The organism is Klebsiella sp. KE9456, from assembly GCF_043832615.1.
Lineage (GTDB): Bacteria > Pseudomonadota > Gammaproteobacteria > Enterobacterales > Enterobacteriaceae > Klebsiella > Klebsiella indica.
On sequence record NZ_JBDYQK010000012.1, the window covers coordinates 54,448 to 80,499 of the forward strand.

The 26,052-nt window shown below is 54.1% G+C and carries 21 protein-coding genes; 13 read left to right on the forward strand and 8 right to left on the reverse strand.

Features of this window, described 5'->3' with window-relative positions; genetic code table 11:
• The first annotated feature begins 654 nt into the window (after window positions 1-654).
• From ABK821_RS13865 to xdhC, 7 genes are read left to right on the forward strand one after another with little or no spacing between them, the layout of a single operon-like run.
• Complete coding sequence (locus ABK821_RS13865) at window positions 655-1,158, forward strand: 2Fe-2S iron-sulfur cluster-binding protein (RefSeq protein ID WP_308563326.1); 504 nt, start codon at window positions 655-657, stop codon at window positions 1,156-1,158.
• A complete protein-coding gene (locus tag ABK821_RS13870) occupies window positions 1,159-3,474 on the forward strand; it encodes a xanthine dehydrogenase family protein molybdopterin-binding subunit (protein ID WP_343178741.1) in 2,316 nt (771 codons plus the stop codon).
• A 9-nt stretch (window positions 3,475-3,483) separates the two neighbouring features.
• A complete protein-coding gene (locus ABK821_RS13875; protein ID WP_343178740.1) occupies window positions 3,484-5,874 on the forward strand; it encodes an FAD-dependent oxidoreductase in 2,391 nt (796 codons plus the stop codon).
• 26 nt (window positions 5,875-5,900) lie between these two features.
• Window positions 5,901-6,572, forward strand: a complete 672-nt coding sequence (locus tag ABK821_RS13880; RefSeq protein ID WP_343178739.1) for a nucleotidyltransferase family protein — start codon at window positions 5,901-5,903, stop codon at window positions 6,570-6,572.
• Window positions 6,569-7,417 (forward strand): TylF/MycF/NovP-related O-methyltransferase, encoded by an 849-nt coding sequence (locus ABK821_RS13885; RefSeq protein ID WP_343178738.1) that lies wholly within the window; start codon window positions 6,569-6,571, stop codon window positions 7,415-7,417. Before ABK821_RS13880 ends, ABK821_RS13885 begins: the two co-directional genes overlap by 4 nt.
• A 10-nt stretch (window positions 7,418-7,427) precedes the next feature.
• Window positions 7,428-8,501, forward strand: coding sequence for a histidine phosphatase family protein (locus ABK821_RS13890; RefSeq protein WP_138362185.1), 1,074 nt, complete (start codon window positions 7,428-7,430; stop codon window positions 8,499-8,501).
• 29 nt (window positions 8,502-8,530) lie between these two features.
• The gene (gene xdhC, locus ABK821_RS13895) at window positions 8,531-9,541 is read left to right on the forward strand and encodes a xanthine dehydrogenase accessory protein XdhC (RefSeq protein ID WP_395033969.1); all 1,011 of its coding nucleotides are present in this window, start codon (window positions 8,531-8,533) and stop codon (window positions 9,539-9,541) included.
• 205 nt (window positions 9,542-9,746) lie between these two features.
• Here the strand turns inward: xdhC and ABK821_RS13900 are convergent, their stop codons facing one another.
• The 3 genes from ABK821_RS13900 to ABK821_RS13910 are packed head-to-tail and all read right to left on the reverse strand — an operon-like array spanning window position 9,747 to window position 12,695.
• Window positions 9,747-11,261, reverse strand: coding sequence for a tripartite tricarboxylate transporter permease (locus ABK821_RS13900; RefSeq protein WP_138362187.1), 1,515 nt, complete (start codon window positions 11,259-11,261; stop codon window positions 9,747-9,749).
• A gap of 10 nt (window positions 11,262-11,271) precedes the next feature.
• Complete coding sequence (locus tag ABK821_RS13905; RefSeq protein WP_142501322.1) at window positions 11,272-11,703, reverse strand: tripartite tricarboxylate transporter TctB family protein; 432 nt, start codon at window positions 11,701-11,703, stop codon at window positions 11,272-11,274.
• 14 nt (window positions 11,704-11,717) lie between these two features.
• The gene (locus tag ABK821_RS13910) at window positions 11,718-12,695 is read right to left on the reverse strand and encodes a tripartite tricarboxylate transporter substrate binding protein (RefSeq protein ID WP_138362189.1); all 978 of its coding nucleotides are present in this window, start codon (window positions 12,693-12,695) and stop codon (window positions 11,718-11,720) included.
• Window positions 12,696-12,847: 152 nt separating this feature from the next.
• Here ABK821_RS13910 and tctD point away from each other — a divergent pair, with 152 nt between their 5' ends.
• Together tctD and ABK821_RS13920 are read left to right on the forward strand one after the other, a co-directional pair.
• Window positions 12,848-13,522 (forward strand): transcriptional regulator TctD, encoded by a 675-nt coding sequence (gene tctD, locus ABK821_RS13915; protein WP_138362190.1) that lies wholly within the window; start codon window positions 12,848-12,850, stop codon window positions 13,520-13,522.
• Window positions 13,509-14,978, forward strand: coding sequence for a sensor histidine kinase (locus tag ABK821_RS13920; protein WP_138362191.1), 1,470 nt, complete (start codon window positions 13,509-13,511; stop codon window positions 14,976-14,978). Before tctD ends, ABK821_RS13920 begins: the two co-directional genes overlap by 14 nt.
• Before the next feature lie 53 nt (window positions 14,979-15,031).
• On the opposite strand, the gene ABK821_RS13925 is transcribed toward ABK821_RS13920, so the two are convergent.
• The 3 genes from ABK821_RS13925 to ABK821_RS13935 form a co-directional block, all read right to left on the reverse strand.
• Entirely contained in the window at window positions 15,032-15,514 is a 483-nt protein-coding gene (locus ABK821_RS13925) for a cold shock domain-containing protein (RefSeq protein ID WP_343178754.1), read from the reverse strand.
• A 115-nt stretch (window positions 15,515-15,629) separates the two neighbouring features.
• Window positions 15,630-16,169: a DUF2058 domain-containing protein gene (locus tag ABK821_RS13930; RefSeq protein ID WP_138362192.1), complete on the reverse strand. Its 540-nt coding sequence runs from the start codon at window positions 16,167-16,169 to the stop codon at window positions 15,630-15,632.
• Window positions 16,170-17,049: 880 nt separating this feature from the next.
• A complete protein-coding gene (locus ABK821_RS13935) occupies window positions 17,050-17,322 on the reverse strand; it encodes a YqjD family protein (protein ID WP_138362193.1) in 273 nt (90 codons plus the stop codon).
• A gap of 437 nt (window positions 17,323-17,759) precedes the next feature.
• Here ABK821_RS13935 and ABK821_RS13940 point away from each other — a divergent pair, with 437 nt between their 5' ends.
• Window positions 17,760-18,014, forward strand: coding sequence for a hypothetical protein (locus tag ABK821_RS13940; protein ID WP_138362194.1), 255 nt, complete (start codon window positions 17,760-17,762; stop codon window positions 18,012-18,014).
• Window positions 18,015-18,042: 28 nt separating this feature from the next.
• Window positions 18,043-18,303 (forward strand): hypothetical protein, encoded by a 261-nt coding sequence (locus ABK821_RS13945; protein WP_171034922.1) that lies wholly within the window; start codon window positions 18,043-18,045, stop codon window positions 18,301-18,303.
• A gap of 156 nt (window positions 18,304-18,459) precedes the next feature.
• Here ABK821_RS13945 and ABK821_RS13950 read toward each other — a convergent pair whose 3' ends face one another.
• A complete protein-coding gene (locus ABK821_RS13950) occupies window positions 18,460-19,710 on the reverse strand; it encodes an MFS transporter (RefSeq protein WP_142501887.1) in 1,251 nt (416 codons plus the stop codon).
• Window positions 19,711-20,051: 341 nt separating this feature from the next.
• Window positions 20,052-23,159 (reverse strand): beta-galactosidase, encoded by a 3,108-nt coding sequence (locus ABK821_RS13955; protein ID WP_343178409.1) that lies wholly within the window; start codon window positions 23,157-23,159, stop codon window positions 20,052-20,054.
• Window positions 23,160-23,367: 208 nt separating this feature from the next.
• Between ABK821_RS13955 and ABK821_RS13960 the strand changes: the two genes are divergently transcribed.
• Window positions 23,368-24,438 carry a LacI family DNA-binding transcriptional regulator gene (locus ABK821_RS13960; RefSeq protein ID WP_343178408.1) on the forward strand — a complete coding sequence of 357 codons (1,071 nt, stop codon included), beginning with the start codon at window positions 23,368-23,370 and terminating at the stop codon, window positions 24,436-24,438.
• Window positions 24,439-25,041: 603 nt separating this feature from the next.
• The gene (locus ABK821_RS13965; protein ID WP_138362198.1) at window positions 25,042-26,025 is read left to right on the forward strand and encodes a DUF1852 domain-containing protein; all 984 of its coding nucleotides are present in this window, start codon (window positions 25,042-25,044) and stop codon (window positions 26,023-26,025) included.
• Window positions 26,026-26,052: the final 27 nt, after the last annotated feature.

A 26,052-nucleotide genomic window follows, 5' to 3' on the forward strand; every position in this document is an offset into this window, starting at 1 on the left:
GCTTATTGGTCCAGCACGTCGACACAGGGACGATCAACCCGTACATTGATGCATGGACAACCGTGTAGTATCAATGTGCAAAGCGTTTTTCGCCTCTTTCATTCCATTTTTTGAATGTAACTTTCCATTTTTCCTCTGTATCCATATTCAGAGTAGTGTTAAATTCCATTCATCCAGATAATGACCGATTGCGTTTTCATGGTTATTTATTCAGGGCTGACGGCGTCACGGCTAAGGGTAAGAAAAGTAAATATATGTTGCGCATTATCTAAAAAATGTTGGGTAATTGCTGCCTCAACAGATAAGTATTCCTGTCGCTTGTTTTTAATTGTCATTTTTATTGGATTATACCCGTCATATTTCAGTAACGTCTGGGGATTGATGAGGGATACCCATGACCCTCACCAGAAATCAGCCTTTGGAGTCAGCGCTGTTCAAATCGGCTAACTGTTTGTCCTGCTGCTCGAATTAGTGTGAACACTGCCCAGGGACAAATAACAGGTGAAATAGCCCTAATGGGGCAGACGCTAAGCCAGTGAATATCGTGTCTTATTGTGGCCATATAAAGGGATAATTATCCAGGCGCATCTTGTGTATTGAATTCAATACACAGCCTTACCTTATTCCCTTGTATTCAATCAAGGACGCATTTATATGAAAACCGAATCGATTTCCTTACATGTTAATGGACTGGAATATGACTTTTCAGTAGGAGATAAACTCGGGCAGATCCCTTGTGGAGAAACCTTATCGGAAACGTTACGCACGCGACTGGCCTTAACGGGCACAAAGGCGGCATGTGGGGAAGGCTCCTGCGGCTGCTGTACCGTCATCATGGACGGTCGGGCCGTCCTGTCCTGCATGTTGCTGACGGTCGAAACGGACGGGAAAGACATTACCACTATTGAGGGACTGGCTGACCCCCGGACAGGGGTTCTTGACCCTGTGCAACAAGCATTTATCGACCATTACGCCTTCCAGTGCGGTTTCTGTACGCCGGGGATCATCATGTCCGCCAGGGCGTTGTTGAATAAGGAAGCGGCTCCTACGCCGGATCAGGTGAAAGACGCGCTTAGCGGTAATTTCTGCCGTTGTATCAGCCAGTACCACGTGCTTGAGGCCATGGACGCCTTCACCAGAAAAAGCGAGGAACAGTAAATGTATTCTGACGATTACAAGCCTGAAAATTACCGCTACATCGGCAAAGTCAATGTTCCTCGTAAAGATGCGCAGGGCATCGTCACCGGGAAGACGACCTTCCTCGACGATTTCAGCCTGCCGAGAATGCTGACAGGAAAATCCCTGAAGTCTCCCTATGCGCACGCACGCATTATTTCTATTAATACGGAAAAGGCCAAAGCGTTGAAAGGCGTTGCGGCGGTATTGACATATAAAGAGGCCGATCCGACCTGGCTGCTGGGATACCCGCCGTCAAAACCTATTCTCGGGCAAGAAATGCAGTATATCGGCGATACGGTGGCCCTGGTTGCTGCGGAAAGCGCAGAAATAGCGATGGAAGCGATCGACCTGATCGAGGTTGAGTACGAGCAACTCCCGGTTATCACCAACGGCATTGATGCGGTGAAAGAGGGGGTTACGCAGTTATACAAAGAGTTTAAAAATAACATTGTGACGCCCGGCTATCCTCCCTTCCAGAAGGACGGGCCGTTCTGGCATCTCATCCGTGGGGATGTGGAAAAAGGGTTTGACGAGTGCGCGATTTGCGCTGAAGACACCGTCGAGTTTGCGAAAATGGCCGCGCCGCTCGCACCGGAACCGCCCGGCGCAATCGTCAGTTGGGATGGGGGCAACGATTACAGCATTTGGGCCACCACGCAAAGTTGCCGCATTCTGGAGGTATTCGGCGTCAGCGTCATCCCGGACTGTAATCTTCATGTCCGCAGCTTCAACGTCGGCGGCAGCTATGGCAACAAGCAAAGTATGGTGGTTCCGGTGATTTCGGCGGCCATTCTTTCCCGGCACACGGGGCGTCCGGTCAAATTCTACCAGACGAAGGCAGAACAGTTGATCTGCTCTGAAACCCGTCTTGGCAGCCAGGTTAAAGCGAAAATCGGTATGGACAAAGAGGGCGTTGTGCGGGCTGTCAAAGCCCAGTGGTTTGTCGATACCGGCGCCTTTTGCAATACGACGCAAGGCCAGATCAGCGTGGGCATTGGCGAGGCGCAGTTAGTGATGGCTAAATGCGCCAACTGGGATCTGGACACCTATTGCATTGTCACCAATAAACAGCCGGCTGGTATTGTGCGCGGATATGGCGGCCAGGAGCTGAACAGTTGTCTCTCGCTCCTGATGGCCAGAGCCATGCAGGCGGGCAATTTTGATCCTGTCGAGTGCTATAAGAAAAACTACGTTTCAGACGGCGACCCCTATATCTGGCGCGATGGCAGATTGTGGATCGCCCATTCCATTAATTATGTTCCGGCCATTGAAGCGGCCGCCGCGAAATTTGGCTGGAAAGACAAGTGGAAAGGATGGGGCGTGCCGACCTGGACCAGCGAAGACGGGACTCGGGTGCGGGGCGTAGGATGCAGCATTATCGGTAATGCCGACGTTGGCGAAGATAACACCGAAGCTTATGTACGCATCGTGCCCGATATGGTTGGCGATAAGGCTCGGGTCATTCTGCAAACGGACATCACCGAGTCCGGCATGGGGCAGCGCAGCAATATAGCGAAAATGGTGGCCGAAATACTTAACGTCCCCTATGAGCGCGTTGAGCTGACGCCGCCGTCCACGAAAATCAACCCGACCGGTTTCGGCCTTTGCGGTAGCCGCGGCACCATTACATATGGCCATGCCGTCAGTAATGCCGCGGAAAACGCGAAAAAGAAATTGTGCGAACTGGCTGTGCACCATCTTGATATATCGATGGACGCTATGGAATTACGCGATTTTGGCGTGAGCAGTAAAGCGCGGCCTGACCAGTTTGTTAGCTGGAAGAAACTGATTCCGCCGGATCTGACCCTGACAGGCTACGGCCAGCATCTGGAAAACTTTTCCACCCCCAACTTTTTTATGGTGCTTATCGAAGTGGAGGTAAACAAAGAAACCGGAAAAGTGGATGTCGTTCGCATGGTGGGCGGGACGGACTCCGGCCAGACAATCGACCCGTCGATGCTGGAAATGCAGTGCCAGGGAGGTATCGGGGCCGCATCTCTTGATACCGCCATTTACGAAGAACACATTATCGATCCCATCACTCACCGGACGCTGACATTTAACATGCTTGAATACAAATGGCGTCCGTTCAATGAGTTCCCGGTATACGAAACATCAATATTGCAGTCGCAATTCGATACCTTCCAGTTTAAGGCCGTCGGGGTAGGGGAAATCGCAGGCGCTTCGGCGGCCAGCGCGACCATGCAAGCCATTTCCAACGCCATCGGCATTCAGGTTGCTCAGTATCCCGCAACCCCGGACGTTATTTTGCAGGCCCTTGGTAAAGTCGCATAGGAGGTCACCATGAAAAATTTTTACTATTATCGCGCCGAAAGTTTTGCCGACGCTGCCGATTACGTAAAACATGGCTCACGTCCTCTTGCCGGGGGAACCGATCTCCTGGGCGGCATGAAAACAGCCATTTTACCGGAATACCCGGATTCACTGGTCAGCCTGTTGTGGATCCCGGGGGCCGATGGCATCTACATCAACGGGAATAGGCTGTATATCGGCGCAACAGCGAAACTAAGCGATATCGCGGAAGACAAGACGATTCTTGACGCGGTCCCGATACTCGCCGAAGCGGCCCATTCCGTCGCGTCTCCCAACATTCGAAACCGGGGCACTATTGGGGGAAATCTCTGCCAGGACGTGCGCTGTTGGTTTTATCGTTACCCACATGAGGGCGGCGGGCGGATGGTATGCGCCAGAAAAGGGGGCGACACCTGCTACGCTATCCAGGGAGACAACCGGTATCATTCCATCTTTGGCGGCATGAAAACCCACGCCACGCCCTGTAGCCAGCACTGTCCCGCCAGCACGGATATCCCTGCCTATATGGAGCAGTTGCGTAAAGGGAATAAAAAAGCCGCCGCGCGCATCCTTATGCAGGCTAACCCGATGCCGATGCTGACCAGCAGGGTCTGCGCGCATTTTTGCCAGTCTGGCTGTAACCGCGGGCATACCGATGACAGCGTGGCGATACGCGAGGTGGAGCGCAGCGTTGGCGACTATATTCTGGAAAATGGCCGTGAATTTTATGCCCCTCCACAGTGGGACACCGGTAAGTCAGTTGCCATTGTCGGGGCCGGTCCTTCGGGCCTCGCCGCCGCTTTTTACCTCCGTAAAGCCGGGCATCGCGTAACGGTTTACGATGCCAGACCGAAAGCGGGCGGAATGCTGATGTACGCCATTCCCAATTACCGCTTGCCCAAACAACTTGTCAGAACATTCACTGAACTGCTGCAACATATGGGGATTGCTTTTGTCCTCGACACCAGAATTGGTCAGGATGTCACTCCCGCCGATCTGGAAAAACAGTACGACAGCGTCTATTACGCGCCGGGAACCTGGAAACGTCCCACCCTCGGTATTCCCGGCGAAGAACTGACTATGTACGGTCTGGATTTTCTGGTGGATATCAATACCCGGATGGAAGGCAAGATCGGCAACCGCGTTCTCGTGGCCGGGGGAGGCAACGTCGCGATGGACGTCGCGATCACCGCCCGACGCCTGGGCGCGCAGACGGTAATTCTCGCCTGTCTTGAATCCGAAGAAGAGATGCCTGCGGGCCGCGACGAGGTGGCCCGTGCCAGAGAAGAAGGCATCATCATTATGCCGCAATGGGGGCTCGATAAAGTCCTGGCCGATAACGGCGTCGTCACGGGCATGCGGCTCAAACGCTGCGTTGCGGTTCGCGATGCGAAAGGCGCTTTCAACCCGCACTATGATGACAGCGAGAAAAAGGACATTGCAGCCGACAATATCCTGATGGCCGTCGGACAGGCGGGCGACCTCTCTTTCCTTGACGAGAAGTATGACATGCAACTGACGCGCAGAGGCCTGATAGGCGTAGATGTTGGTTCGCAGATGACCAGCCGTCGCGGCGTATTCGCGGGAGGCGACATCGTTACCGGGCCGTCCACGGTCATCAATGCGGTTGCAACGGGGCATAACGCGAGCCGCAGCATAAACAGGTATCTGGGTTGCCAGGAAAACTATGAGGGAAATGTCGATAAAGCGAACGAGGCCACAGGCGTTCAGTTCCTCTCTCTTGATCCTTCAGGCATTAAAAAATACCAGCAAGCCAGACTCACAGAGTTGCCCGTGGCTGCGCGTAATATCAAAAAAGAGGACGCCTTCAGCCTGCCGATGGACCAGGCGCTCGCGGAAGCGGCGCGCTGTCTGAATTGCGGCTGCTATGCGGTCAACCCTTCTGATTTGGCACCGGTATTAATGGTCCTGGACGCGCGTATCCACACGACGCAGCGCATTGTCCCGGCAGATGAATTTTGCGGATCGACGCTGAAAGTAACGGATTGTCTTGCGCCCGGAGAGCTTGTCGAAAGTATCGAGATCCCTTTGCCGAAGGAAAGTATCGGCCATTATGACAAGTTTCGTCTGCGCGACGCCATAGACTTCGCCATTGTCAGCCTGGCCAGCCTTTTTACCGTTCAGGACGGCAAAATTACCAAAGCCCGGTTAGTCATGGGGGGCGTTGCGCCGGTTCCGTTACGCTGTCACGCGGGGGAGCGCTATCTGCTGAACAAAAAGCCTGATGCGCAGATTGCGAAAGCCGTCGCGGAACTGGCCGTAAATGGCGCGATTCCGCTTGATAAAAACAGATATAAAATCAATGAGATAAAGAGTCTTATCAAAACTGCGGTACTGCGGCTGCAGAACGCGCGCGAGTAGGTCTACGTGTAAACGCGGAGGTTGACATGTTCGCCGGAAAGTATGCCTCGCTCATCCTGGCGGCAGGATTTTCTACACGCATGCGTCAGGGCTTTAAACCGCTGCTGTCCATTCCTTTTATGGATGGCAGCCGCAGCGCGCTCGAAAACCTGGCCTGGATATATTCGGCGGCGGACGTTTCGCCGGTTCTGCTGGTTGGCGGGCAGGTCAATCAGGCGGCGCTGGCTGCCGAAGCGCAACGTCTCGGGCTGAATTACGTGCAAAATCCCGATGCGCGGCGGGGCATGTTTTCCACGGTCCGTATCGGCCTGCAGCATCTTATCGCGCTTGCGCCAGCCTGTTCGGGATGTTTCGTACATCCCGTGGATATTCCCCTGGTACAGCAGGATACGGTGCGCCTTCTGCTTGCGGCCGCGCGGCATCATCCGGGGGATGTACTCATTCCTGAGTTTGAAAATAGGCAGGGACACCCGCCGGTGATCCCGGCAGCTTACTTTGCTGGTATATGTGCGATGGCGGGGCGGGATGGCCTGCGGGGCGCCCTGATGACGTTGCCGCGCAGGCCGGTGGCTGTCGGGGACAGCGCGATCCTTCTGGATATGGATACGGATGACGACTTCACTATCGTATGTGATCGCGCCGCCCGGCTATATGCCCAGGGCGCGCCAGGTATGAACCAGACGGGAAGGGGATTATGAAAACCGTGGTATTGCTGGGCGCGGGACAGATGGGCAGAAATGCTGCGTTGTTGCTTAATGAACAGGCGTTGCAACTCCTGGCCTTTGGCGACAACGCGGCGACGCGGCAGTCAACGGCGCATTATCCGCCTGTGCTGTCGGTTGCTGCAGCGCTTGCGCTCCGGCCTGACGTTGTTTTTGTCAGCGTTGCGGCAAAAGAACGCGGGCTGGAACTGGAACAACAGGCCAGAGCGGCAGGCTACCACGGGCCAATCTTCCGGCTGGATACTTTACAACCGGCGATCGATATACGCGGCGCGATGACCAGGAGGATTGCCGGACGGCTCAATGAGCTTCACACCGAAGGCGTAGTAGCCGAACTTGGCGTCTACCAGGGCAATTTCGCCCGTCTTCTGAACGCGGTTTTCCCGGACAAATCGCTGTACCTGTTTGATACGTTCCGTGGGTTTGCTGAATCAGACATAGATACAGAAAAGGCGCACGGTTTTCCGCCGGTGCGCCGGGATGAGTTCTGTGCCACCAGCGTGGAGGCGGTGATGGCGAGGATGCCCCATCAGGCGCGGGTGATCATTCGGGAAGGTCATTTCCCGGGCACGGCAACCGGTATTGAAGAACGCTTCGCCTTTGTGAGTCTGGACGCTGACCTATACGCGCCGACGCTGAGCGGCCTTGAATGGTTCTATCCCCGGCTTGTCCCAAATGGCTGCATCCTGCTGCATGATTACCACAACGCGCGTTTTCCGGGGGTGAAACAGGCGATGTCTGATTTTGAAAACCAGGCCGGTCGGCTTTGTCTGGTCCCACTTTGCGATCTGCACGGTAGCGTGTTGATCGTCAGGAATTGAGGCGATTTTTATGCCCGGCATTTTTCTCGTCCGTCACGGCCGTCCGCAAACGCCGGACAACAGGCGTTATTGTCTGGGAAACGGGAGTGATTTTCCCCTGGCGCCTGAAGGCCTCACGCAATCCTCGGCGTTGATCCCGTGTTTCTCCGGGATGGAATACGCGCTGTATTGCAGCCGTCTCAGGCGCAGTCGCGAAACGGCTGAGCGGCTTGCTACAGGGAAACGGAAAATATCCGTATCGTCGGGCCTGGATGAAATTGCCGTCGGCGAGTGGGAAGGGATGCGTTTTGAGGCGATACGCGCCAGATATCCTGAGCTGTATGCCAGGCGGGGGCGGAACTGGGCGCTGATGCCTCCCGGCGGCGAAAGCCTGGATAGCGGGGCGACGCGTATGGAAACGACGCTCAGGGAGATCGCGGAAAGAGAGGGCTCCGATATTGTGGCGATAACCCACGAGGGCGCTATTCGCGCACTGTTGTGGAAGCTTATGCATCTCGACCCCCGACATGATGCGCTAATACGTCTGCCCTACGGCAGTATTACGGTTTTGCGCTATGCCAACGGCGCATTTGCCGTGACGGCCACAGGTAAAAGTCCTGACGATATCCCGTCAGATGAAGAGATTCGGGAACTCTGGCGTTTATGCGCAACGCCGGAACCCGTGCGCGCGCACAGCCTGGCCGTCTGCGAAGAGGCGCTCAGGATTAGCACGAGTTTGCAGCGTGACGGGATAATTTTATCCCCCGGGCGGTTACGGGCCGCCGCGCTTCTTCATGATATGGCCCGGCGAGAAGGGAAAAGCCATCCGCACAAAGCCGCAGCAATACTGAGGGCGAGGGGGTATTTGCAGGTTGCCCGTATTGTTGAACTGCACCACGACATAACTTTGAGCGAGCCCATTAGCGAAGCGCATGTGCTTTTTCTCGCTGATAAAAGGATGTACGGCACGAAAAAGGTCACTCTTCAGGAACGCTTTACCGCCAGTATGGGGAAATGTCTGACGAAAGACGCGGTGTTGGCCCATGACGACAGATGGCAACAGGCTTTGGCTATCGAAAAGGCAATCACTAACAGAGTTAAGTGAGCATTATATCTTTGCTGAAGGAACGGACGATGAAAACACTTTTCGCACTCTTGCTGGAACGCTGCAAGAGGGGGCAAGCGACCCAGCTTGTCACGGTGGTAGCGGAAATGGGCAGCGCCCCGCGCCACGCAGGCGCCAGCATGGTTGTTGGCGAAGATGGCCGACTGGGCGGTACTATTGGCGGCGGTGTGCTGGAGTATAGCGCAGTTCAGTCGGCGCAAAGCCTTCTGGCTACCGGGCAGGGAGGGTTAAGAAAGTATCAGCTGACCCGGATCGGCATGGTTTGCGGGGGCAACGTGGATCTGCTTTTCACGTATATTTACCCCTCCGAGGTGAATCAATCGACCCTGACGGTCGCCTGTGACCATTCGGAAAAGCATAAAACAGGATGGCTTATGCTTCCTTATACCGGTGTTGAATTTGGGTTTTACAGTCGCGAAGAGGGACTTTTCGGCCTCTCCCCGGTATTCGTTCCTGAACGGAGGGGCGAGCAAGACTACCCGGCGGGCAAGACAGAAACGCCAGCAGGAACGTGCTATATACAAAAGCTGATGAATTCGGGCCGTATTTATGTCTTTGGCGGCGGGCATATTGCTCAGGCGCTTATTCCTTTACTCGAACAGTTGAATTTTCGTTGCACCGTGACCGACGACAGAGCGGAATACTCCACCCGTGAGCTTTTCCCCTGTGCCGAAGAGGTGCATACATTGGATTATGTTAACCTTGCTGACGAGATTACGATCCAGCCGCAGGATTGTATCGTTATCATTACGCGCGGACACAAGTGTGATTACGAAGTTTTGCGGTTCGCATTAAGAACATCGGCTTACTATATCGGCGTTGCCGGTAGCCGGACAAAAATTGCGACGCTCACCGCCGCCATAAAAGCAGACGGGTTTAATGAGCATGATATCGCGCGGATTACCGCGCCAATCGGGATTAAGATTAAAAGCGAAACTCCGGCCGAAATTGCCGTCAGCATCGCGGCGCAGTTGATTGAGCAACGGGCCCTGTACACAAGCAGGAGTAAAATATACTGACGAATCTGTTTAGATATGGGGCAGGATTTCTGGCTGATGACGGCCGCGCCTTATTTTGCCTTAATTTTCTACAATATCAACAGGTTATACATCACCTGTAGGCCCGTGCAAGCGGATGCGCCGCCGGGCAATTGTTTTGTGTTATGCAGAGTAAGTTATTGTGCCGCTATTTCCGCCGGATGGCGTAATGCCATCCGGCAATCCATTAACCGATATCCACCTGTGGCTTATTGTTGCGTTTGCGAATAAGGCGCAGCAGCGGCGGGATGACAATTACCGCTATCGCCATCGTCAGCAGCGCTTTCGTCACGCCGCTCTCCCACAGAATCGCCATATTGCCGTTGCTGATAGAGAGCGCCCGGCGCAGGTTTTGCTCCAGCATCTCGCCAAGCACAAAGCCGAGGATCAGCGGCGACATGGGGAAATGCATTTTACGCAGAATGTAGCCCAGTATGCCGAGCGCCACCATCAGCACCAGATCGAACGTGGTGCTGTGTACCGCGTACACGCCGACCGCGGACACGGCGGCAATCGCCGGGACAAGGAACCACAGCGGGATGGTCAGCATGCGGGTGAACAGGCCAATCAGCGGGATGTTCATCACCAGCAGCATCACGTTGGCGATCAGCAGCGCGGCGATCAGCCCCCAGACGATATCCGGTTGTTCGGTGAACATCGCCGGTCCTGGCGTGATGTTATACAGCGTCAGCGCGCCCATCATTACCGCCGTGGTGCCGGAACCTGGCACGCCAAGGGTCAGCATCGGGATAAACGAGCCGCAGGCTGAGGCGTTGTTGGCGGCTTCCGGTGCCGCCACGCCACGGATATCGCCTTTGCCGAAGCTGTCGCTGTTGCCGCTGAGCTTTTTCTCGGTCATGTAGGTGATGGCGCTGGCGATGGTGGCGCCTGCGCCCGGCAGCACGCCGACGAAGAAGCCGATCACCGATGAGCGTAACGTCGCGCCCACGCACTGCGCCCCTTCTCTGGCGTTAAACAACATACGCCCGGTTTTGCGTACCAGCTTCTGGCCGCTGCTGGTATGTTCGAGCATTAAGAGTATTTCTGAGACCGAGAACAAGCCGATCACCACCACGATGAACTGCACACCGTCGGAGAGATGAACGCTGTCAAAGGTAAAGCGATAAACCCCGGTGTTGGCGTCCACGCCGACGGTCGCCAGACCCAGACCGATCAGCGCGGCCAGAAATGATTTCAGCGGGTTTTGCGCCATCATGCTGCCGAGGCAGGCGATGGCAAAGACCATTAGCGCAAAGTATTCCGCCGGACCAAACGCCAGCGACCATTGCGCCAGCAGCGGTGCGAACAGGATGATCCCGCCGATGGCAATGATCGAACCAAAAAACGAGCTGACCGCTGAGATGGAGAGGGCGATACCGCCTCGACCCTGTTGCGCCATCGGATACCCGTCGAGCGCGGTCATGATCGCCGCCGCATCGCCGGGCACGTTGAGCAGAATCGACGAAATACGCCCACCATATTCACAGCCGATATAAACCGTCGCCAGCAGGATCAGCGCGGATTCCGCAGGCAGATGCAGGGCGAAAGCCAGCGGCAGTAAAATCGCCACGCCGTTAATCGGCCCAAGCCCCGGCAGCAGGCCGACAATGGTGCCGACGAAGCAGCCGATCAGGGCAATTATCAGATTCTCCGGCGTCATGGCCACCGCAAAACCCTGAGAAAGATATATCCAGGTATCCATCGTTTCTCCGTTAACTCAGCCAGGCGCCGAGAGGTAAGGTGACATCAAGCAGGCGGTCGAAGGCATACCACAGCAGGGTGCCGAGAACCGCGCCGGAAATACCCGCTGCCGGGATCGTTGCGCCGAACAGAATGCCGATGACCAGGGTGAGAATGGCGGTGGCAATCGGAAAGCCCAGCCATTCAAAACCCCAGGCATACATCAGCAGGACGATGACCATCGTCAGCAGCTTTTGCAACACATGGCGGTGAGGCCAGTTAACGGTATCGGGATGGCGCAATAACAGCGCCAGCGCGCAGAACGCCATCAGACCGAGAATACCCAGCGGAAACGGGCGAGGGCCCACCGGTTCGTAGCTGTATTCACTGTGAATCTGCCAGGCGATAAACAGCCCGGCAATGCAGAGCAACAGCCAGATCCCGGCAAAAATACGATCGCTCATGAGTGCCTCCTGAGCTATTTCGCGAGGCCGAAGGCTTTCGCCTGTTCGCGGTAATCGGTGACCTGTTTTTTGACGTAGTCGTCAAGCTGTTTGCCGGTCATATCGAATGCAAACAGACCGCGCAGATCGCGCTGCTTTTTAAACTCGTCGGTCTGCTGGAGTTTTTTGAAGGTCTCCACCCACCACTGGTAGTCGGCATCGCTGACTTTCGGCCCCACGTAAAAGCCACGAATGATCGGCCAGACCAGGTCGTATCCTTGCTCTTTGGCGGTCGGGACGTTGGCTAACTGACCCGGCAGGCGTTGTTCAGCAAATACCGCCAGCACGCGAATTTTATCGCCGCTCAGGTAAGGCACCATTTCACTGAGGTCGCCGGAAACCACCTGCACATGGTTGCCCATCAGCGCCGTAACCGGTTCGCCGCCGCCTTCAAACGCCACGTAGCGCATCTTGTGCGGATCAACATTGGCCTTCTGCGCCAGTAGCGCCGCCTTCATCCAGTCCTGGCTGCCGATTGACGCGCCTGCGCCAATGACCACGCTCTCAGGTTTTTTTTCCATGGCGCTCAGCAGATCCTTCAGCGACTTCCACGGGGAGTCGGCGCGCACGGCGATCATCCCGTAGTCGGTCCCCACACTCGCCAGCCAGCGCACATCATCCACACCGTAACGACCAAATTTCCCCTGCGACAAATTGAGCAGCGATCCACCGGAGAAGGCGACCAGCGTTCCCGGTTCGCCAGGACGCTGGGCGACAATCGCGTTATAGGCCACCGCGCCGACGCCGCCCGGCATATAAGTGACGCGCATCGGTTTATCGATTGCGCCGGTTTCCATCATGCTCACCTGAATCAGCTTACAGGTAAGGTCGAATCCGCCGCCGGGTTTGGCCGGGGCGATGCATTCGGTGCGCGACGGTGCGTCCTGCGCCAGTACAGCGGTACTCATCAGTAAAATGCTTGCAGTAAGGGTGCGAAGTAATTGTTTTTTCATTGTTTATCCTCACGCGGATGTCCGAATTTTCAGGTACGGAAGAAGATTTTTGTGATTATGTGAACCGACATGTAGCAGTACGGTTGCGTGATTGTTAAAACAATAACCTTTCAATTCCCTTTCAATGGGGCAGAAACTTTACAGGATGTGATATGCGTCTCTTATTAGCGGAAGATAACCGTGAGCTGGCTCACTGGCTGGAGAAAGCGCTGGCGCAAAACGGTTTTGCCGTGGACTGCGTATTCGATGGCCTGGCGGCCGATCATCTTCTGCACAGTGAAAGCTACGCGCTGGCGGTGCTGGACATCAATATGCCTGGACTGGACGGGCTGGATGTGGTGCAACGCCTGCGCAAGCGTGGACAAACGCTGCCGGTGCTGCTGCTGACGGCGCGCAGCGCGGTGGCGGATCGGGTGAAAGGGCTGAATGTCGGGGCGGATGACTATCTGCCAAAACCGTTTGAAATCGAAGAGCTGGATGCGCGATTACGGGCATTACTGCGGCGCAGCGCGGGCCAGGTGCAGGAGTTACAGCAGCTTGGCGATCTGGCGTTTCACGATGAAGGTTACTTTTTGCTTCAGGCGCAGCCGCTGGCGCTGACCCCGCGTGAGCAGGCGTTGCTGACGGTATTGATGTACCGCAGAACGCGACCGGTGTCGCGCCAGCAGCTGTTTGAACAGGTCTTCAGCCTGAGCGATGAGGTCAGCCCGGAGAGCATCGAACTCTATATCCATCGTCTGCGCAAAAAATTACAGGGCAGTAACGTGCGGATCACCACCCTGCGTGGGCTGGGTTACGTGCTGGAGTGCGGCGATGAGGTGGGCTAAACCCCAGTCGCTGTATCTGCAACTGCTGCTATTCCTCGGATTGCCGCTGGTGCTGCTATGGGCGCTTTCCGCCTTTAACAGCTACGTTAGCGCGCTACAGGCTGCAACCCAGGCCTACGACAGGACGCTGCTCTCTTCTGCCAGAACGGTGGCGGAACGGCTGGTGGTGCGCGACGATAAACTGGAAGTGAATGTGCCCTGGGTGGTGCTCGACAGCTTCGAACTGAACATGAACGATCGGCTCTATTACAAAGTGGTGGATCCGGATGGAAAGGTTATTTCCGGGTATGACGATCTGCCTGCGATGCCGCCAGCGACCTCGCGAACCCGGCTCTATCCGGCGCTGGCATGGTTTTATCATACTCAATATCGCGGGGAAGCGATCCGCGTGGCGCGGCTATTACAGCCGGTAAACGAAGGGGCGATTTTCGGCATGGCGGAGATTTACGTTGCCGAAACGTTGCAATCCCGGCGCTATCTGGCCGGGCATTTGTTGTTTTCATCCTGGGTATCGCAAGGTCTGCTGGTGCTGCTGACGTTAGTGCTTGTGGGCTGGTTGCTGCGGCGGATATTAAGACCGATACGTCAGCTCTCTTCGCTGATGGTGCGGCGCGAACCGGGCCTGCTGACGCCCTTGCCGGAACTGCTGCCCTGGTCAGAGACCCGGCTGCTGATCGTCGCCTTTAACCGCTACATCGATCGCCTGCGCGCGCTGATCTCCCGTCAGGAGCGCTTTAGCGCCGATGCGTCCCATCAGTTAAAAACGCCGCTGGCGGTACTGAAAACCCAGGCGGCGGTGGCGTTAGCCAGTCAACAGCCGCAGCAGTGGCACGAAAGTTTGCGGGCGATGAGCGCCACGCTGGATAATACCATTCAGTTGACGGAGAGATTGCTACAGCTTTCGGCGGTGAAACGTAAAGAGCAGGGGGAGCGACAGTTCTTGCCGGTTAATCTGTATGATGTGGTGCAGATGAGCTGTTTTAGCCGTCTGGCGCAGGCCCGTAGCAAAGCGATCGATCTGGGATATGAAGGCGAGCAGACGGCGCAGTGGATCGAAGGCGATGAGGTTTTACTTGGCGAACTGTGTGCGAATCTGCTGGATAATGCGTTGAAATATACCCCATCACCGGGCACCGTCACCGCGAGGCTTCTGCGTGATGACGATGCGGTCATTCTGGAGGTAGAGGATAGCGGTCCGGGCATTGAGGATGAGCAGATCTATCAGGCGTTGCAGCCGTTTCAGCGACTTGACAATGCGGGGACCGAGGCGGGGGCGGGGATCGGGCTGGCGCTGGTTAACGATATTGCGCGTTTGCACCACACACATCCCCGGCTTTTACGCAGCGAAACGTCAGGTGGATTAATGGTGCGGGTGCGGTTCCTGGCTATTCGTTCCCCCGGGGAAACGCGATATGATGAAAACAAGCGGGCTGAGCAGCATTTCAGCAAGATATAATCTGACAGATATCGGTATAAATAATCGCTGGCTGCCAGATCGGGCCGGAATGATTACACCTTCAGCATTTTCACTGTGGCTTCTATATCTATCTCATCTTCCGAGAAGATAAGCGTCGTTCCCTGGAAGGTGGTGATCGCCAGTTTTTTCAGTGAACGCATTTCGCCGGGCTTAGCGGCTGATTTTGGCTTGATATTGCCCATCAGCAAACCGACAGACAGCACCGCATTTTCTTTATCGATGCGGGTATCGGCAGAAACCTCTTCACTGTATACCAGCCACGATTTGATTGAGGTAAGTTTAAGACGCTCGCCTGCGATGTAGATGTATTTGCTTTCAGGGATGACCTTCACGGCATACGATGACAAGCCCTTGTTATTTGTCGTGGGCTCGAACGTTACCGCCGCGTTTTTTTTAAGCAAATCAGGGTTGGCAACCTTAATCACGTGAAAATAGCGATTATCACCGTTTTCATCTTTGATAAATCCAAAGCCTTTATCTTTAAACCATGTCGTGATCGTTCCGTTCATTGCCATTACCGCCTGATTAATCATTCATTACCTAATTTTTGCCGCGCGCAGTGTAAAGCATAATGCCCGCGCAGACTACGCCTTTAGTGTGACCGATGGATCTCTGCTCCGCGAGCGCTGCTTACCACATTAAATCATCGGGCACTTTAAAATCAGCATAAGGATCGTCTTCATCCTGTGTCTGCTCACTCAGCGCGCTGTTTAAGACAATGCAGCTTGCGTCCCGCTGGGCGATTTTATCGGCTACGCTCCCGGGGATGATTGCGTATTTATTCTCGCCGTTATGATCAACAGCCAGGCGGACAATAGCCAGACGACCGCTAATCAACTGGGCCTGCGTCAGCTTGTCTACGGTCATTTTCTTAATAAAATTATTATCCGTAAAGTTAAAATCAATATCGCCTTTTGCAATGTCGATTTTGTTCATTTCAATAAGCTGCTTGATCTGAGCTTGATATTCTTTGGCCAGCGCCGCTTGTTTTTGCTGCTCGCTTAGCTGCTTATCTCGCTCAAGTTGCGCTCTCTTATTCTCTTCCACGGCTTCTCTGGCTTCGCGAGCCTGAACGCGCGACTTTTTAGCGGTTCTCTGGACCTTGGCCATTTTTTTGCTGGTTACTAATCCGGCTTTGAGCATCTGCTCTTGTAAGGTGAGTTTTGTCATACGGGTGTCTGAATCTGCTGAATATTGTGGGGCATTATAGCGGTAAATTTAGCGAATGTACCAGGCGGCGTGTTGCGACCTGTAGGGCCTTGAGGCTGATGACAACTCTGTTTGAGATATTGTGTCCGCATTTTCGCCGGGTGGTGATTACCGCCTTTTCTGGCTTGAAAAAACAATAATATCATTATGTTATCTGCTTTTTATCGGCCCGTGCAAGCGAAGCATCGCCGGACTATTTCTGAAAAACGCGCGTTGTCAGCAATCTGCAGGCCCGGAGGCCTAATGCTTGTCAGTTAAGGGCTGTCAGTTGCGTTTATGGCTGGCTGAGCGGTTCTGTCAATCGGTGGTTTAAACGAAAATCTGATTCGGTTGATTCACTAACTGAGCTGATACGGGCTGAAATATAAAGGATATAACTTTTTTTATGATTTTCAGCCTCTGAAAAGCCACTGACGAATAACGGACTCACCGCATGGGGGTTGGGCGCATCAAGGAAACCTGGCGAGAACGCAGGCGCGCATCCAGGACTGGCCGCCAGGACGGCGGCCAGAGGGCGGGTCGAGACAGGGACGTCGAGTCCCGCCCGGTCCGCCAGATGAAGCCGGAGTGGAGCGGACCGCGGAGCGGCAGGTTTTCAGCGCCATGCCGGGGGTGCAGGGGGACGGGCGAAACGTCCCCCTGCCCGTTCACACGCTGTGGATATAACGACTATCCGCGAATTTATCGTGAACGGAACAGACCACGGAATCTGAATAGGCGAAAACGAAAAACGCGTCATGCTCGCCAGAACCACCGATAATACGATTGCCACAGGCAAATAAAACAAAAGACAACACCGATGATTTGCTTAAGTGAACGGCATTGGCCCGACGGCCTGAGATTATTTCCGACCGACCAGTAAACCAATCACCAGCCCGATGGCACCGGCTGCCAGTAGCCCGGTCAGCGGATTTTCCTTTACGCGTTCTGAGACTTCTGAAACCGCATCCGAAGCCTGGGCGGCGTATTTACGGGCCGCGCCTTTGAGCTGATGCCTGGGCGAATCTACGACATGACCAAATTGTTGTTGGGCTTCCCCGGCAAATTCATTGACTTTATTGTCGACTTTGTCCACCAGATCTTGCGCGTCGTTTTCATAATCTTGCGATGACATAGGACTCTCCTTTTGGTTGACTTGTTTAAGTCTAGTGGCTGACAAGAGAAGTTCAAATGTGTGAGACACTCCAGGATTAATCCAGAGGGGGCAGGCGGCTCGTTTATGCGGCCAGACCCCCGCGACCAGAGTGATGCCATGCGTCTGGTGAATAGCCTGTATTTGTTATTGCGAATATCAGCGATGTGTTTGCTGATGATGTCGCGCGGGTTGATGGTTTATCCAGAGGACTGTCGTGCCGCGGTGATTTCAATTGATTAAGATAATTCCGGGTTATAGAATTCTGCGCCTGTGTGCGGATTAACGGCCATAACAGGTAAATAAGGGGTAATGAGATTCACAATTTCTCATTTTTCCTTCATCATTTGCCAGATTTTATGCCTAATAATCAACGTGTCGCTCAGCATAAGAATTAAATTTTTTTACTCAAGGCCGGTATGAACTATAAGAATGTACTGAAGACTGCGTTTCTGTTTGCTCCCGTGGCGCTCCTGATTCTGCAAACCTCAGCCAGGGCCGCAGAGGTAACGAAAACGTCGACCTGTCAGAAAGCGTCGCCTGTAGTGGATAAAGACGGTGTTCCACTACCGCCGATAGTGGAAGGCGAAAGCACCCATCGGCTCCCTGCGCATGACACGTCCGGCTACGGTGGCGCAACAGTCAACTGCCAGCCTGCGGCCATCAAAAATTAATCATTGACCTCAACCCGGGAGGGACATGGTGCACTCGCTAATTAAGGTGATGCTGGTAGGTGGAAAAGGCGACGGCCTGATGGTCAGCGTTGCCGATAACGCGACAGAGGTTTCTGTTACCCCCGCGCAATACGGCGCGAAGTCCGGTCAGCCGCTAAACTACAGGATCGTGTCGCAAACCATTGACAATGAACGCTATTTCTTTGGCGTTTTCAACGAGAGTCATGAGAACACGGATAAGCTTAAAAGAGTGGCATTGACTCGTGGCATGAAAAAATTCTTCTGTTAAGCCGTATTGGCGAAATATCTGGCAGAAAAGATCATAAAAAAACAGATGGCCCGATATTCTTCAGGCTGGGTCGGCGCTGCATGCCTGCACACCTTATCATCTTTGTCAGCCTGCAAATGTGAAAAGCCGCAGGCAACTGCCCGCGGCGGTATTATTTTACGCTGTTGCCGGAAGCAGCGTTTTGCTCCCTTTTAGGGTAAACAGTGAAATAATGGTAAAGCTCAGCGTAATACAGCCCAGAATCAGATAAGCCTGATGGAAACCGACGGTATCATACATCCGTCCAACCCATGCCGAGAGCACAACCCCCGAAAGCTGTTTCGACAAATTAAAACCAATCAGGAATAGCGTCGCCGAAAGCTTTGGATTAAACGCAGAGGCGATATACTTAAAGGTGCCGACCAGCAGGAACGGTACTTCAAACATATGCAGCATTTTCAGGATAACCACTTCCACCGCCGAGCTGGCAAAAGACGACCCCAGAATACGCACGGACATAATTAATCCTGCGGTCAGCAGGGCGTTCTTGGCGCCGATTCGGTTAACGATAGCCGGGGCGCAGAACATAATCAGCGCATTGAGCAATTCTCCGCCAGTGGTGACGAAGCCAAAAACTTCGGTTCCACGTTGCGGGCTGGAAAAGAATCCTTTGAAAAAATTAGCGAACTGCTGGTCGAAAACGTCATACACGCTGGCAACGCCGACCACGTAAATGATAAAGCCCCAGAAACGCGGCATGCGCAGCAGTTCAGCGGCGGTGCGCATCGAAAAAGCCTTGCGGTTAGCGCCAAGCGCATCGATAACTTCAGCGCTATTGCTGCTCTCCGGCTTCGATACCCACAGCAGTACGCCGAGGATCAGGGCAAAACCGGAGGCGATCCAGAAGGTGATATTGGGGTCAATCCCAAACAGAATACCGGTGATCGAGGCGCACAGGGCCCAGCCGACACAGCCGGAGACACGGACTTTGCCATATTCAAAGCGGTTAGCGCGACTGACGCGTTCGATATAGGCTTCTACAGCCCCGGAACCGCTGGAGAAGACAATTCCCAGATAGATCCCGCCCACCAGGGCACCTGCAATAATATTGATCTGCAATAGCGGCGAGAAGACAAAAATAAAGAAAGGGGCAAACAGCATTAATAAAATGGTGATAGTCCACAACAGATGCTTGCGCAGCCCAAGCTTATCGGAAACCAGACCAAAAATAGGCTGGAAGATGATAGCGAATAACGAAATAGAGGAAAAAACAATCCCCGTTTCAGTTTTGGTTAAGTGGTTCACTTCCGCCAGCCACACCGGAAAGAAGGGGAAGTAGGCCGACATAATGAAATAGTAGAAGAAAAAGAACAGCATAAAATAGATAAAGTTATGCCGTTCCCGTGGTGCGAGTTCAGAGAGTTTCATTGTGAATAGTCCATATTATGATACGTTGTCATTCAGGTTGTCTCTTCATTGGCTACGCCAATTACCGGCCCATCCCTGGACCTTATCCCTACGGCACCGTTGTAAACGGCGTCTTTTGATTCGCCCGCGGCCGCGATGAGAGCCGAGTGACATTATGTATCTGTTTATTATAGGGATTTATAGCCTATCCCATTAAGGCTATTTTGCTTGTCATTTTGAACCTGGGCAGTGCTCAGAATCCTCACGTACTGCGTGTACGCTCCGGTTCATCCGCGCTGGCCGTGTTCAAACTGTCTGCGCCAATAACGCCTGGTGGGATAGGCTCTTATATTCCCCGCTTATTATTGGAAATAAATCGTTAGCTGATAGTGCCAGTGCGTCTCCAGCAGCAGCCATTGCGGGAGTACGCTGGGAGTCCAGGAGTCATCGCCGCCGATACCCATATGCTGGCCATCAAGAGTGATCCAGACGCCGTTTTCCGGTTTCATCCAGTGCCAGTGGTCAGTGTCCATTAGCTGCCGGGTGCTGTAGGGTTGTACAGAGAAGTGGAAATTACCCGCCACGTGCCAGTGTCCCCAGTCCAGCGCTTTGTTGTCACAGCGCAGGCCATTTTCCGTCGGGAAAATATAGGGCGTGGTCATCTCCTCCAGCGGCAACTCCCAGCGGGAGAAACAGGCGCTGCTGCGGCGGTCCGGGTAGTTTTCGTGCGGGCCGTAGCCAAGCCAGGAGACCGGTTTACGCTGATCAGGAACCTGGAAATTGAGTCCGATGCGCGGCAGCGGCGGCAGGGTTCCGGCGCGTTCGCCCTCGATCGCCAGGTGCAGCTTACCCGCGGCATCGAACGTCATCCGCCAGTGGCTGACGATCGCCACCTCGTCGCCGCGTAGATAGTGCCAGCGGCAATCAATCACCACCTCATGGTTCAGGCGCTGAGCCTCACACTGCACGCAGCGCGGGCTAAGGTTGTAGAGACCCGCGCTTTTCCAGCGTTCCACCCAGGCATCAGGATCGATACGTTCCACTTCGCTGACGCCAATATCATTATCCAGCGGCGCGCGCACAAACTGGTCGCGCAATGGCGTCAGCAGTTGTTGCACACCGTCCACCCGCCAGTGGGTTAACAAACCGCTTTGTTTGTCGATAACCCAGTGCTGCGCGCCGCAGCGTACGGTCCAGGCGTTATCGCTACATTCCAGCGCGGGCGCAGTACCGGCGGGAGCCGGTGCGTGAACAACTAACGGAGCGGCGAGCGGAAATTGCTGCCAGGCGACGCGATGCCCGGCAGCGGACCAGGCGGTGGCCTGCGGCTGGATAACTTCCAGCGTCAGCCACACCTGTTCAGCACCGGCGGGTAGCGGCAAATTCTCGCACAGCGTCAGTTCGTTGCGTCCTTCCGGCGCAAGCGCAAGCCTGACGCTCCCCTGCGCAAAGGTTTCGCCCGCTGCTTGCACCTGCCAGCGCAGCAGTTCGTTATCGGTGGCGCGGAACAGATATTCGCTGCAGATGCTGATACGCAGTGGACTTTGCGCCAGCAGGGAGAACTGGAAAAACTGCTGTGCGTGTTTGGTTTCAATTAATGATGGGTGCGGGCGGCGATCGGGGAAAACCAGCCCGTTCATGCAGAACTGGCGATCGTTGGGTTTATCGCCAAAATCACCGCCGTAGGCCCAGCCAACGCGGCCGTCATCAAACGTTTTACTGATGGCCTGATCGGCCCAGTCCCAGATAAAACCGCCCTGCAGGCGCGGATAGTCGCGAAACGCCTGCCAGTAATCTGCAAAGTTGCCCAGGCTGTTCCCCATCGCATGGGCATATTCGCAGAGGATCAGCGGGCGCTGCTCGCCTGGCAAACCGATCCACTTCTTGATCCCCCATTTCGGCACTTCGGGAATGCGCTGGTCGCGTTCGACGCGGGCGTACATTGGGCAGATAATATCGGTTGTCGTGCTGTCGGCGCCGCCGCCTTCATACTGCACCGGACGGGAGGGATCGTTGCGCTTCAGCCAGTGATACATCGCTTCATGGTTGCCGCCGCCACCGGACTCATTTCCCAGCGACCAGATAATAATCGACGGATGGTTGCGGTTGCTTTGCAGCATCCGGCTGACGCGCGCGCTGAAGGCCGGTAGCCAGGCGGGATCGTCGGAAAGACGATTCATTGGCACCATGCCGTGGGTTTCAATATTGGCCTCGTCAACGACATACAGCCCGTAATGGTCGCACAGTTCGTACCAGCGCGAGGCGTTAGGGTAGTGGGAGCAGCGCACCGCATTGAAGTTGTTCTGCTTCATCAGCAGAATGTCCTGCACCATATCCTCTTCATTCACCACCTGCCCGCGCTGGTGGTGATGTTCGTGGCGGTTGACGCCGCGGATCAGCAGCGGTTTACCGTTCAGCAGCAGCAGGCCGTCTTTGATTTCCACCCGGCGAAAACCGATATCCCAGGCTTCGGCTTCAAGCAGATGATCTCCACGCCACAGGGACACAACCGCGCGGTAGCAGTTCGGCGTTTCCGCGCTCCACAGCGCCGGGCGTTCTACCGGCAGGTGAATCGTCGCGCGTTCAGCATAGTTTCCACGCTCATCAATTATCGGCGATCCTGGTGTCTGCTGGTGACTGGCGACACGGTGCGCGTTATCCCAGAGATCTACTTTCACCGTCAGTTCGTCCAGTTGCGATGCCGGTGCGGCGACGCTTACATTCACCAGCAGATCGGCATCGCGATAGAGTGCATCCAGGCGTGGCGTGAGCTGCACATCGCTGAGATGTAACGACGGTTTATTCAACAGCCAGACCGACCGGAAGATCCCGCTCATACGCCACATATCCTGATCTTCCAGCCAGCTTCCCGCGCTCCAGCGCATCACCATTACACAGAGGCGGTTATCGCCTGCCTGAAGGTATGGCGTGAGATCGAAGGCCGCAGGCAGACGACTGTCCTGCGAGTAACCGACCCATTCGCCGTTACACCACAGGTGGAACGCGGAGTTGACGCCGTCGAAGATAATTTGCGTCTGGCCGTCGGTCCGCCAGCCTTCGTCGACGCGAAATATCAGCGAATAGCAGCCGGTCGGGTTCTCCTCTGGCACGCGCGGCGGCGTTGTGTCGATAGGGTAACGGACATTGGTATAGATAGGGGCGTCATAGCCTTCCATTTGCCAGTTAGACGGGACCGGCGTACTGCGGCTGTCCGGCAAATCCCTTTCCAGCCAGCAGGCATCGACGTCAAACGGGCTGCGGGCGTAAGAAAACTGCCACTGACCATCAAGCTGGCGGCGATTGAGCGAAGGCTGGTTTTCCCGTGCCGCGCCGGTATCGCGCCAGCTGGAAAAGGTCGGGTGGGCCGGCAGGCGATTAAGATGAGTGATAGTCTGGTTTTGCCAGTCTTCCCGGGCGAGCACTTGATGAAACTTTGCGCTCGTAGCGGAGATGGAATCGAGTTGTTGCATACGTATACCTGACGAATTTTTGATAAAAATGTCGTTCGCTAGACAATGATGATCCGGTTATCAGGTATTTTCCTTTTTCCCGCAATATTGGTGAAAATGAAACCCACTTTCGATCACGAAACGTGAGTAAAATGGCGGATTTTTGTCGTTTTCTAAACATAAAATGTTAGCGTAAGACATTGAGGTTTTCTGACAGAAGGAGCGTATGATGCCGCGGCGTTTGGCAAGGTTAGAAGATGTGGCCCGCGAGGCGGGTGTTTCTCAGCAGACGGTTTCCCGGGTACTGAATAATCCGGACGTGGTTTCCGAGCGTACTCGCGATAAAGTGATGCGCGCCATGCAGGCGCTGCACTATGTGCCGAACCGTTCAGCACAATTACTGGCTGGCAAATCCGCGTCATCAATTGGGCTGATTACTGCCTCGCTAACGCTGCATGCGCCTTCACAAATTGCGGCGGCGGTAAAAAGTCATGCCGGTGCGCACCAACTGGAGGTCTCTATCGCGATGCCAGCGCAGGTCAACGCTCCCTCCCTGCAGGCCAGGCTAAATGAGTTTCGCGCCCAGAATATTCGCGGGGCGATTATCAGTTTGCCATTAGAAAGTACGCTTGCGGAGCAACTTGTGGAGGAGAATCCCGACATTGCCTGCCTGTTTCTGGATGTGTCGCCGGAGACCGATGTGTGCTGTGTACGTTTCGATCACCGCGACGGTTGCGGCGCCTGCGTGCGCCATCTTTGGGACGCGGGGCACCGTGAGTTCGGCCTGCTTGCAGGGCCGGAGAGTTCCGTCTCCGCGCGCATGCGGTTAAGCAGCTGGCGCGAGGCGCTGCACCGGCTGGGAGTCAGCAATGCGGTGACGGTATTTGGCGACTGGAGCGCCGCCAGCGGCTGGAATAAGACCTTTGAGCTGCTGCATCGGCACCCGCGGATTACGGCGATCGTAGTGGCTAATGACCAGATGGCGCTCGGTGTACTTAGTGCCCTGGCGCAGATTAATCGCACCGGAAGCCAGGCGATTTCAGTCACTGGCTATGACGATACGGCCGACAGCCTGTACTTCCAGCCGCCGTTAACCACCGTCGCTCAGGATTTTAACCTGTTGGGTAAACGGGCGGTTGAGTTACTGATTCAGCTAATGGCCGCGCCGCAGATGAAAATTCGTGAATTGTTGCCCGCGCGCTTGATTATCCGCCAGTCAACCTGGCCTCATACGTCAGGCGACGACGGGGAAAAAAAAGCGTTAATTGCGCAGCTTAAAGCGCTGGCAGAGAAACTTTGAGCACCAGCGCTGTTTAGCTTTCATTGAAGTCGTTTGTGGTAGCGTGACGAAGAGACGTAAGCAGGGTGCCTTACACCCTGACTATAAAAATGCATAATACGATCTATACCCTAAATTATTTGAGTTGCAGGAAGGCGGCGACGCAGTGAATCCCCGGGAGCGTACTCCAGTACGTGACTGGGGTAAACGAGGAAAGCCTACGCACATGCAACTTGAAGTATGACGGGTATATCCATGCAAGCATTCATTTACCGCCAGATATATGGCGGTTTTTTTTGCCCGTTTCCCGGTAGTGCGCATGTAACGTAATCATGATATTCCTGTCCTCTTCCGGACAGACCCGCAGCAGATCCGGGGATTTCGCCCAGTTCCGGATGAACAAGAGGGGAGACAATAGCGCATGACCCGGCCGTCTCTTCGATCATGAATATGGCTCATGTTGTAATGAAATTAACTCGCTTTCACTCAGCCGCTGGTTCTGGCATAAAATATGCAATATTAACTTACTGGCAACATGAAAGCTGCGGTATGCGTAACCAGTTAGTGCTGGGAAATCAACAAAAAACGCAGTTTTCATAACAGAACTCAGGATGCAAGTTCGCGATGAATCAAGATTTTACATTTACTGTTAAGCGCACACTTTTCGATGAAAACTATAACCCTTCGGCGAATACGCGTATTACGACCAACTTTGCGAATTTGGCCAGAGGTGACAATCGTCAACAGAACCTGCGCAACACATTAGTGATGATGAACAATCGCTTCAATACGCTGGCGTACTGGGATAACCCCAAAGCCGACCGTTATTCCATCGCGCTGGAAATCATTTCTGTTGATATGCAGATTGCAGCTAACGGTGATACTTTTCCAGTAATTGAAATACTGGAAACCGCTATTGTTGACCACAAGACCGATAAACGTATTGCAGGCATTGTCGGGAATAACTTCTCTTCGTATGTCCGGGATTACGATTTTAGCGTATTATTATTGCAGCATAATAAAAACCAATCCAGCTTTAGCATCCCGGATAACTTTGGCGACGTACACGGAAATATCTTCAAGCATTTTGTTAACTCGAAAGAGTACAAAGATAATTTCCAAAAACAGCCGGTGATTTGCCTTAGCGTATCAAGCAAAGATGTTTATCAACGGACGGGGAATGAGCATCCTGTGCTCGGTATTGAATATCAGCCAGATGGTTCGTCTTTGACCGAACAGTACTTCAATAAAATGGGTCTGCGGGTGCGTTATTTTATGCCCAAAAACAGCGTTGCGCCCCTGGCATTTTATTTTGCCGCTGATGCCGATTTACTGACTGATTACACTGATCTTGAACTTATCAGTACTATCAGCACGATGGAGACATTCCAGAAAATCTACCGGCCTGAAATTTATAATGCGAATTCTGCCGCGGGACAATGCTATCAACCTGATCTGAATCATCAGGATCACTCATTAACAAAAATTGTTTATGACCGGGAAGAGCGTACTCAGTTAGCTATTGAACAGGGTAAGTTTACTGAAGAGCACTTTATCAAGCCGTATAAAAATATGTTTGAGCAATGGTTTGCTCACTATGCTCTTTAATTAACCGAACAAATAAGGCGATTTACG

Coding starts and splice junctions, on each gene's coding strand:
- xdhC (WP_395033969.1), top strand. CDS start 8,531: ATGAAAACACTTTTCGCACTCTTGCTGGAACGCTGCAAGAGGGGGCAA.
- ABK821_RS13930 (WP_138362192.1), bottom strand. CDS start 16,169: ATGACAAAACTCACCTTACAAGAGCAGATGCTCAAAGCCGGATTAGTA.
- ABK821_RS13940 (WP_138362194.1), top strand. CDS start 17,760: ATGAACTATAAGAATGTACTGAAGACTGCGTTTCTGTTTGCTCCCGTG.
- ABK821_RS13950 (WP_142501887.1), bottom strand. CDS start 19,710: ATGAAACTCTCTGAACTCGCACCACGGGAACGGCATAACTTTATCTAT.
- ABK821_RS13885 (WP_343178738.1), top strand. CDS start 6,569: ATGAAAACCGTGGTATTGCTGGGCGCGGGACAGATGGGCAGAAATGCT.
- ABK821_RS13870 (WP_343178741.1), top strand. CDS start 1,159: ATGTATTCTGACGATTACAAGCCTGAAAATTACCGCTACATCGGCAAA.
- tctD (WP_138362190.1), top strand. CDS start 12,848: ATGCGTCTCTTATTAGCGGAAGATAACCGTGAGCTGGCTCACTGGCTG.
- ABK821_RS13910 (WP_138362189.1), bottom strand. CDS start 12,695: ATGAAAAAACAATTACTTCGCACCCTTACTGCAAGCATTTTACTGATG.
- ABK821_RS13920 (WP_138362191.1), top strand. CDS start 13,509: ATGAGGTGGGCTAAACCCCAGTCGCTGTATCTGCAACTGCTGCTATTC.
- ABK821_RS13965 (WP_138362198.1), top strand. CDS start 25,042: ATGAATCAAGATTTTACATTTACTGTTAAGCGCACACTTTTCGATGAA.
- ABK821_RS13900 (WP_138362187.1), bottom strand. CDS start 11,261: ATGGATACCTGGATATATCTTTCTCAGGGTTTTGCGGTGGCCATGACG.
- ABK821_RS13875 (WP_343178740.1), top strand. CDS start 3,484: ATGAAAAATTTTTACTATTATCGCGCCGAAAGTTTTGCCGACGCTGCC.
- ABK821_RS13935 (WP_138362193.1), bottom strand. CDS start 17,322: ATGTCATCGCAAGATTATGAAAACGACGCGCAAGATCTGGTGGACAAA.
- ABK821_RS13960 (WP_343178408.1), top strand. CDS start 23,368: ATGCCGCGGCGTTTGGCAAGGTTAGAAGATGTGGCCCGCGAGGCGGGT.
- ABK821_RS13955 (WP_343178409.1), bottom strand. CDS start 23,159: ATGCAACAACTCGATTCCATCTCCGCTACGAGCGCAAAGTTTCATCAA.
- ABK821_RS13865 (WP_308563326.1), top strand. CDS start 655: ATGAAAACCGAATCGATTTCCTTACATGTTAATGGACTGGAATATGAC.
- ABK821_RS13890 (WP_138362185.1), top strand. CDS start 7,428: ATGCCCGGCATTTTTCTCGTCCGTCACGGCCGTCCGCAAACGCCGGAC.
- ABK821_RS13925 (WP_343178754.1), bottom strand. CDS start 15,514: ATGGCAATGAACGGAACGATCACGACATGGTTTAAAGATAAAGGCTTT.
- ABK821_RS13880 (WP_343178739.1), top strand. CDS start 5,901: ATGTTCGCCGGAAAGTATGCCTCGCTCATCCTGGCGGCAGGATTTTCT.
- ABK821_RS13905 (WP_142501322.1), bottom strand. CDS start 11,703: ATGAGCGATCGTATTTTTGCCGGGATCTGGCTGTTGCTCTGCATTGCC.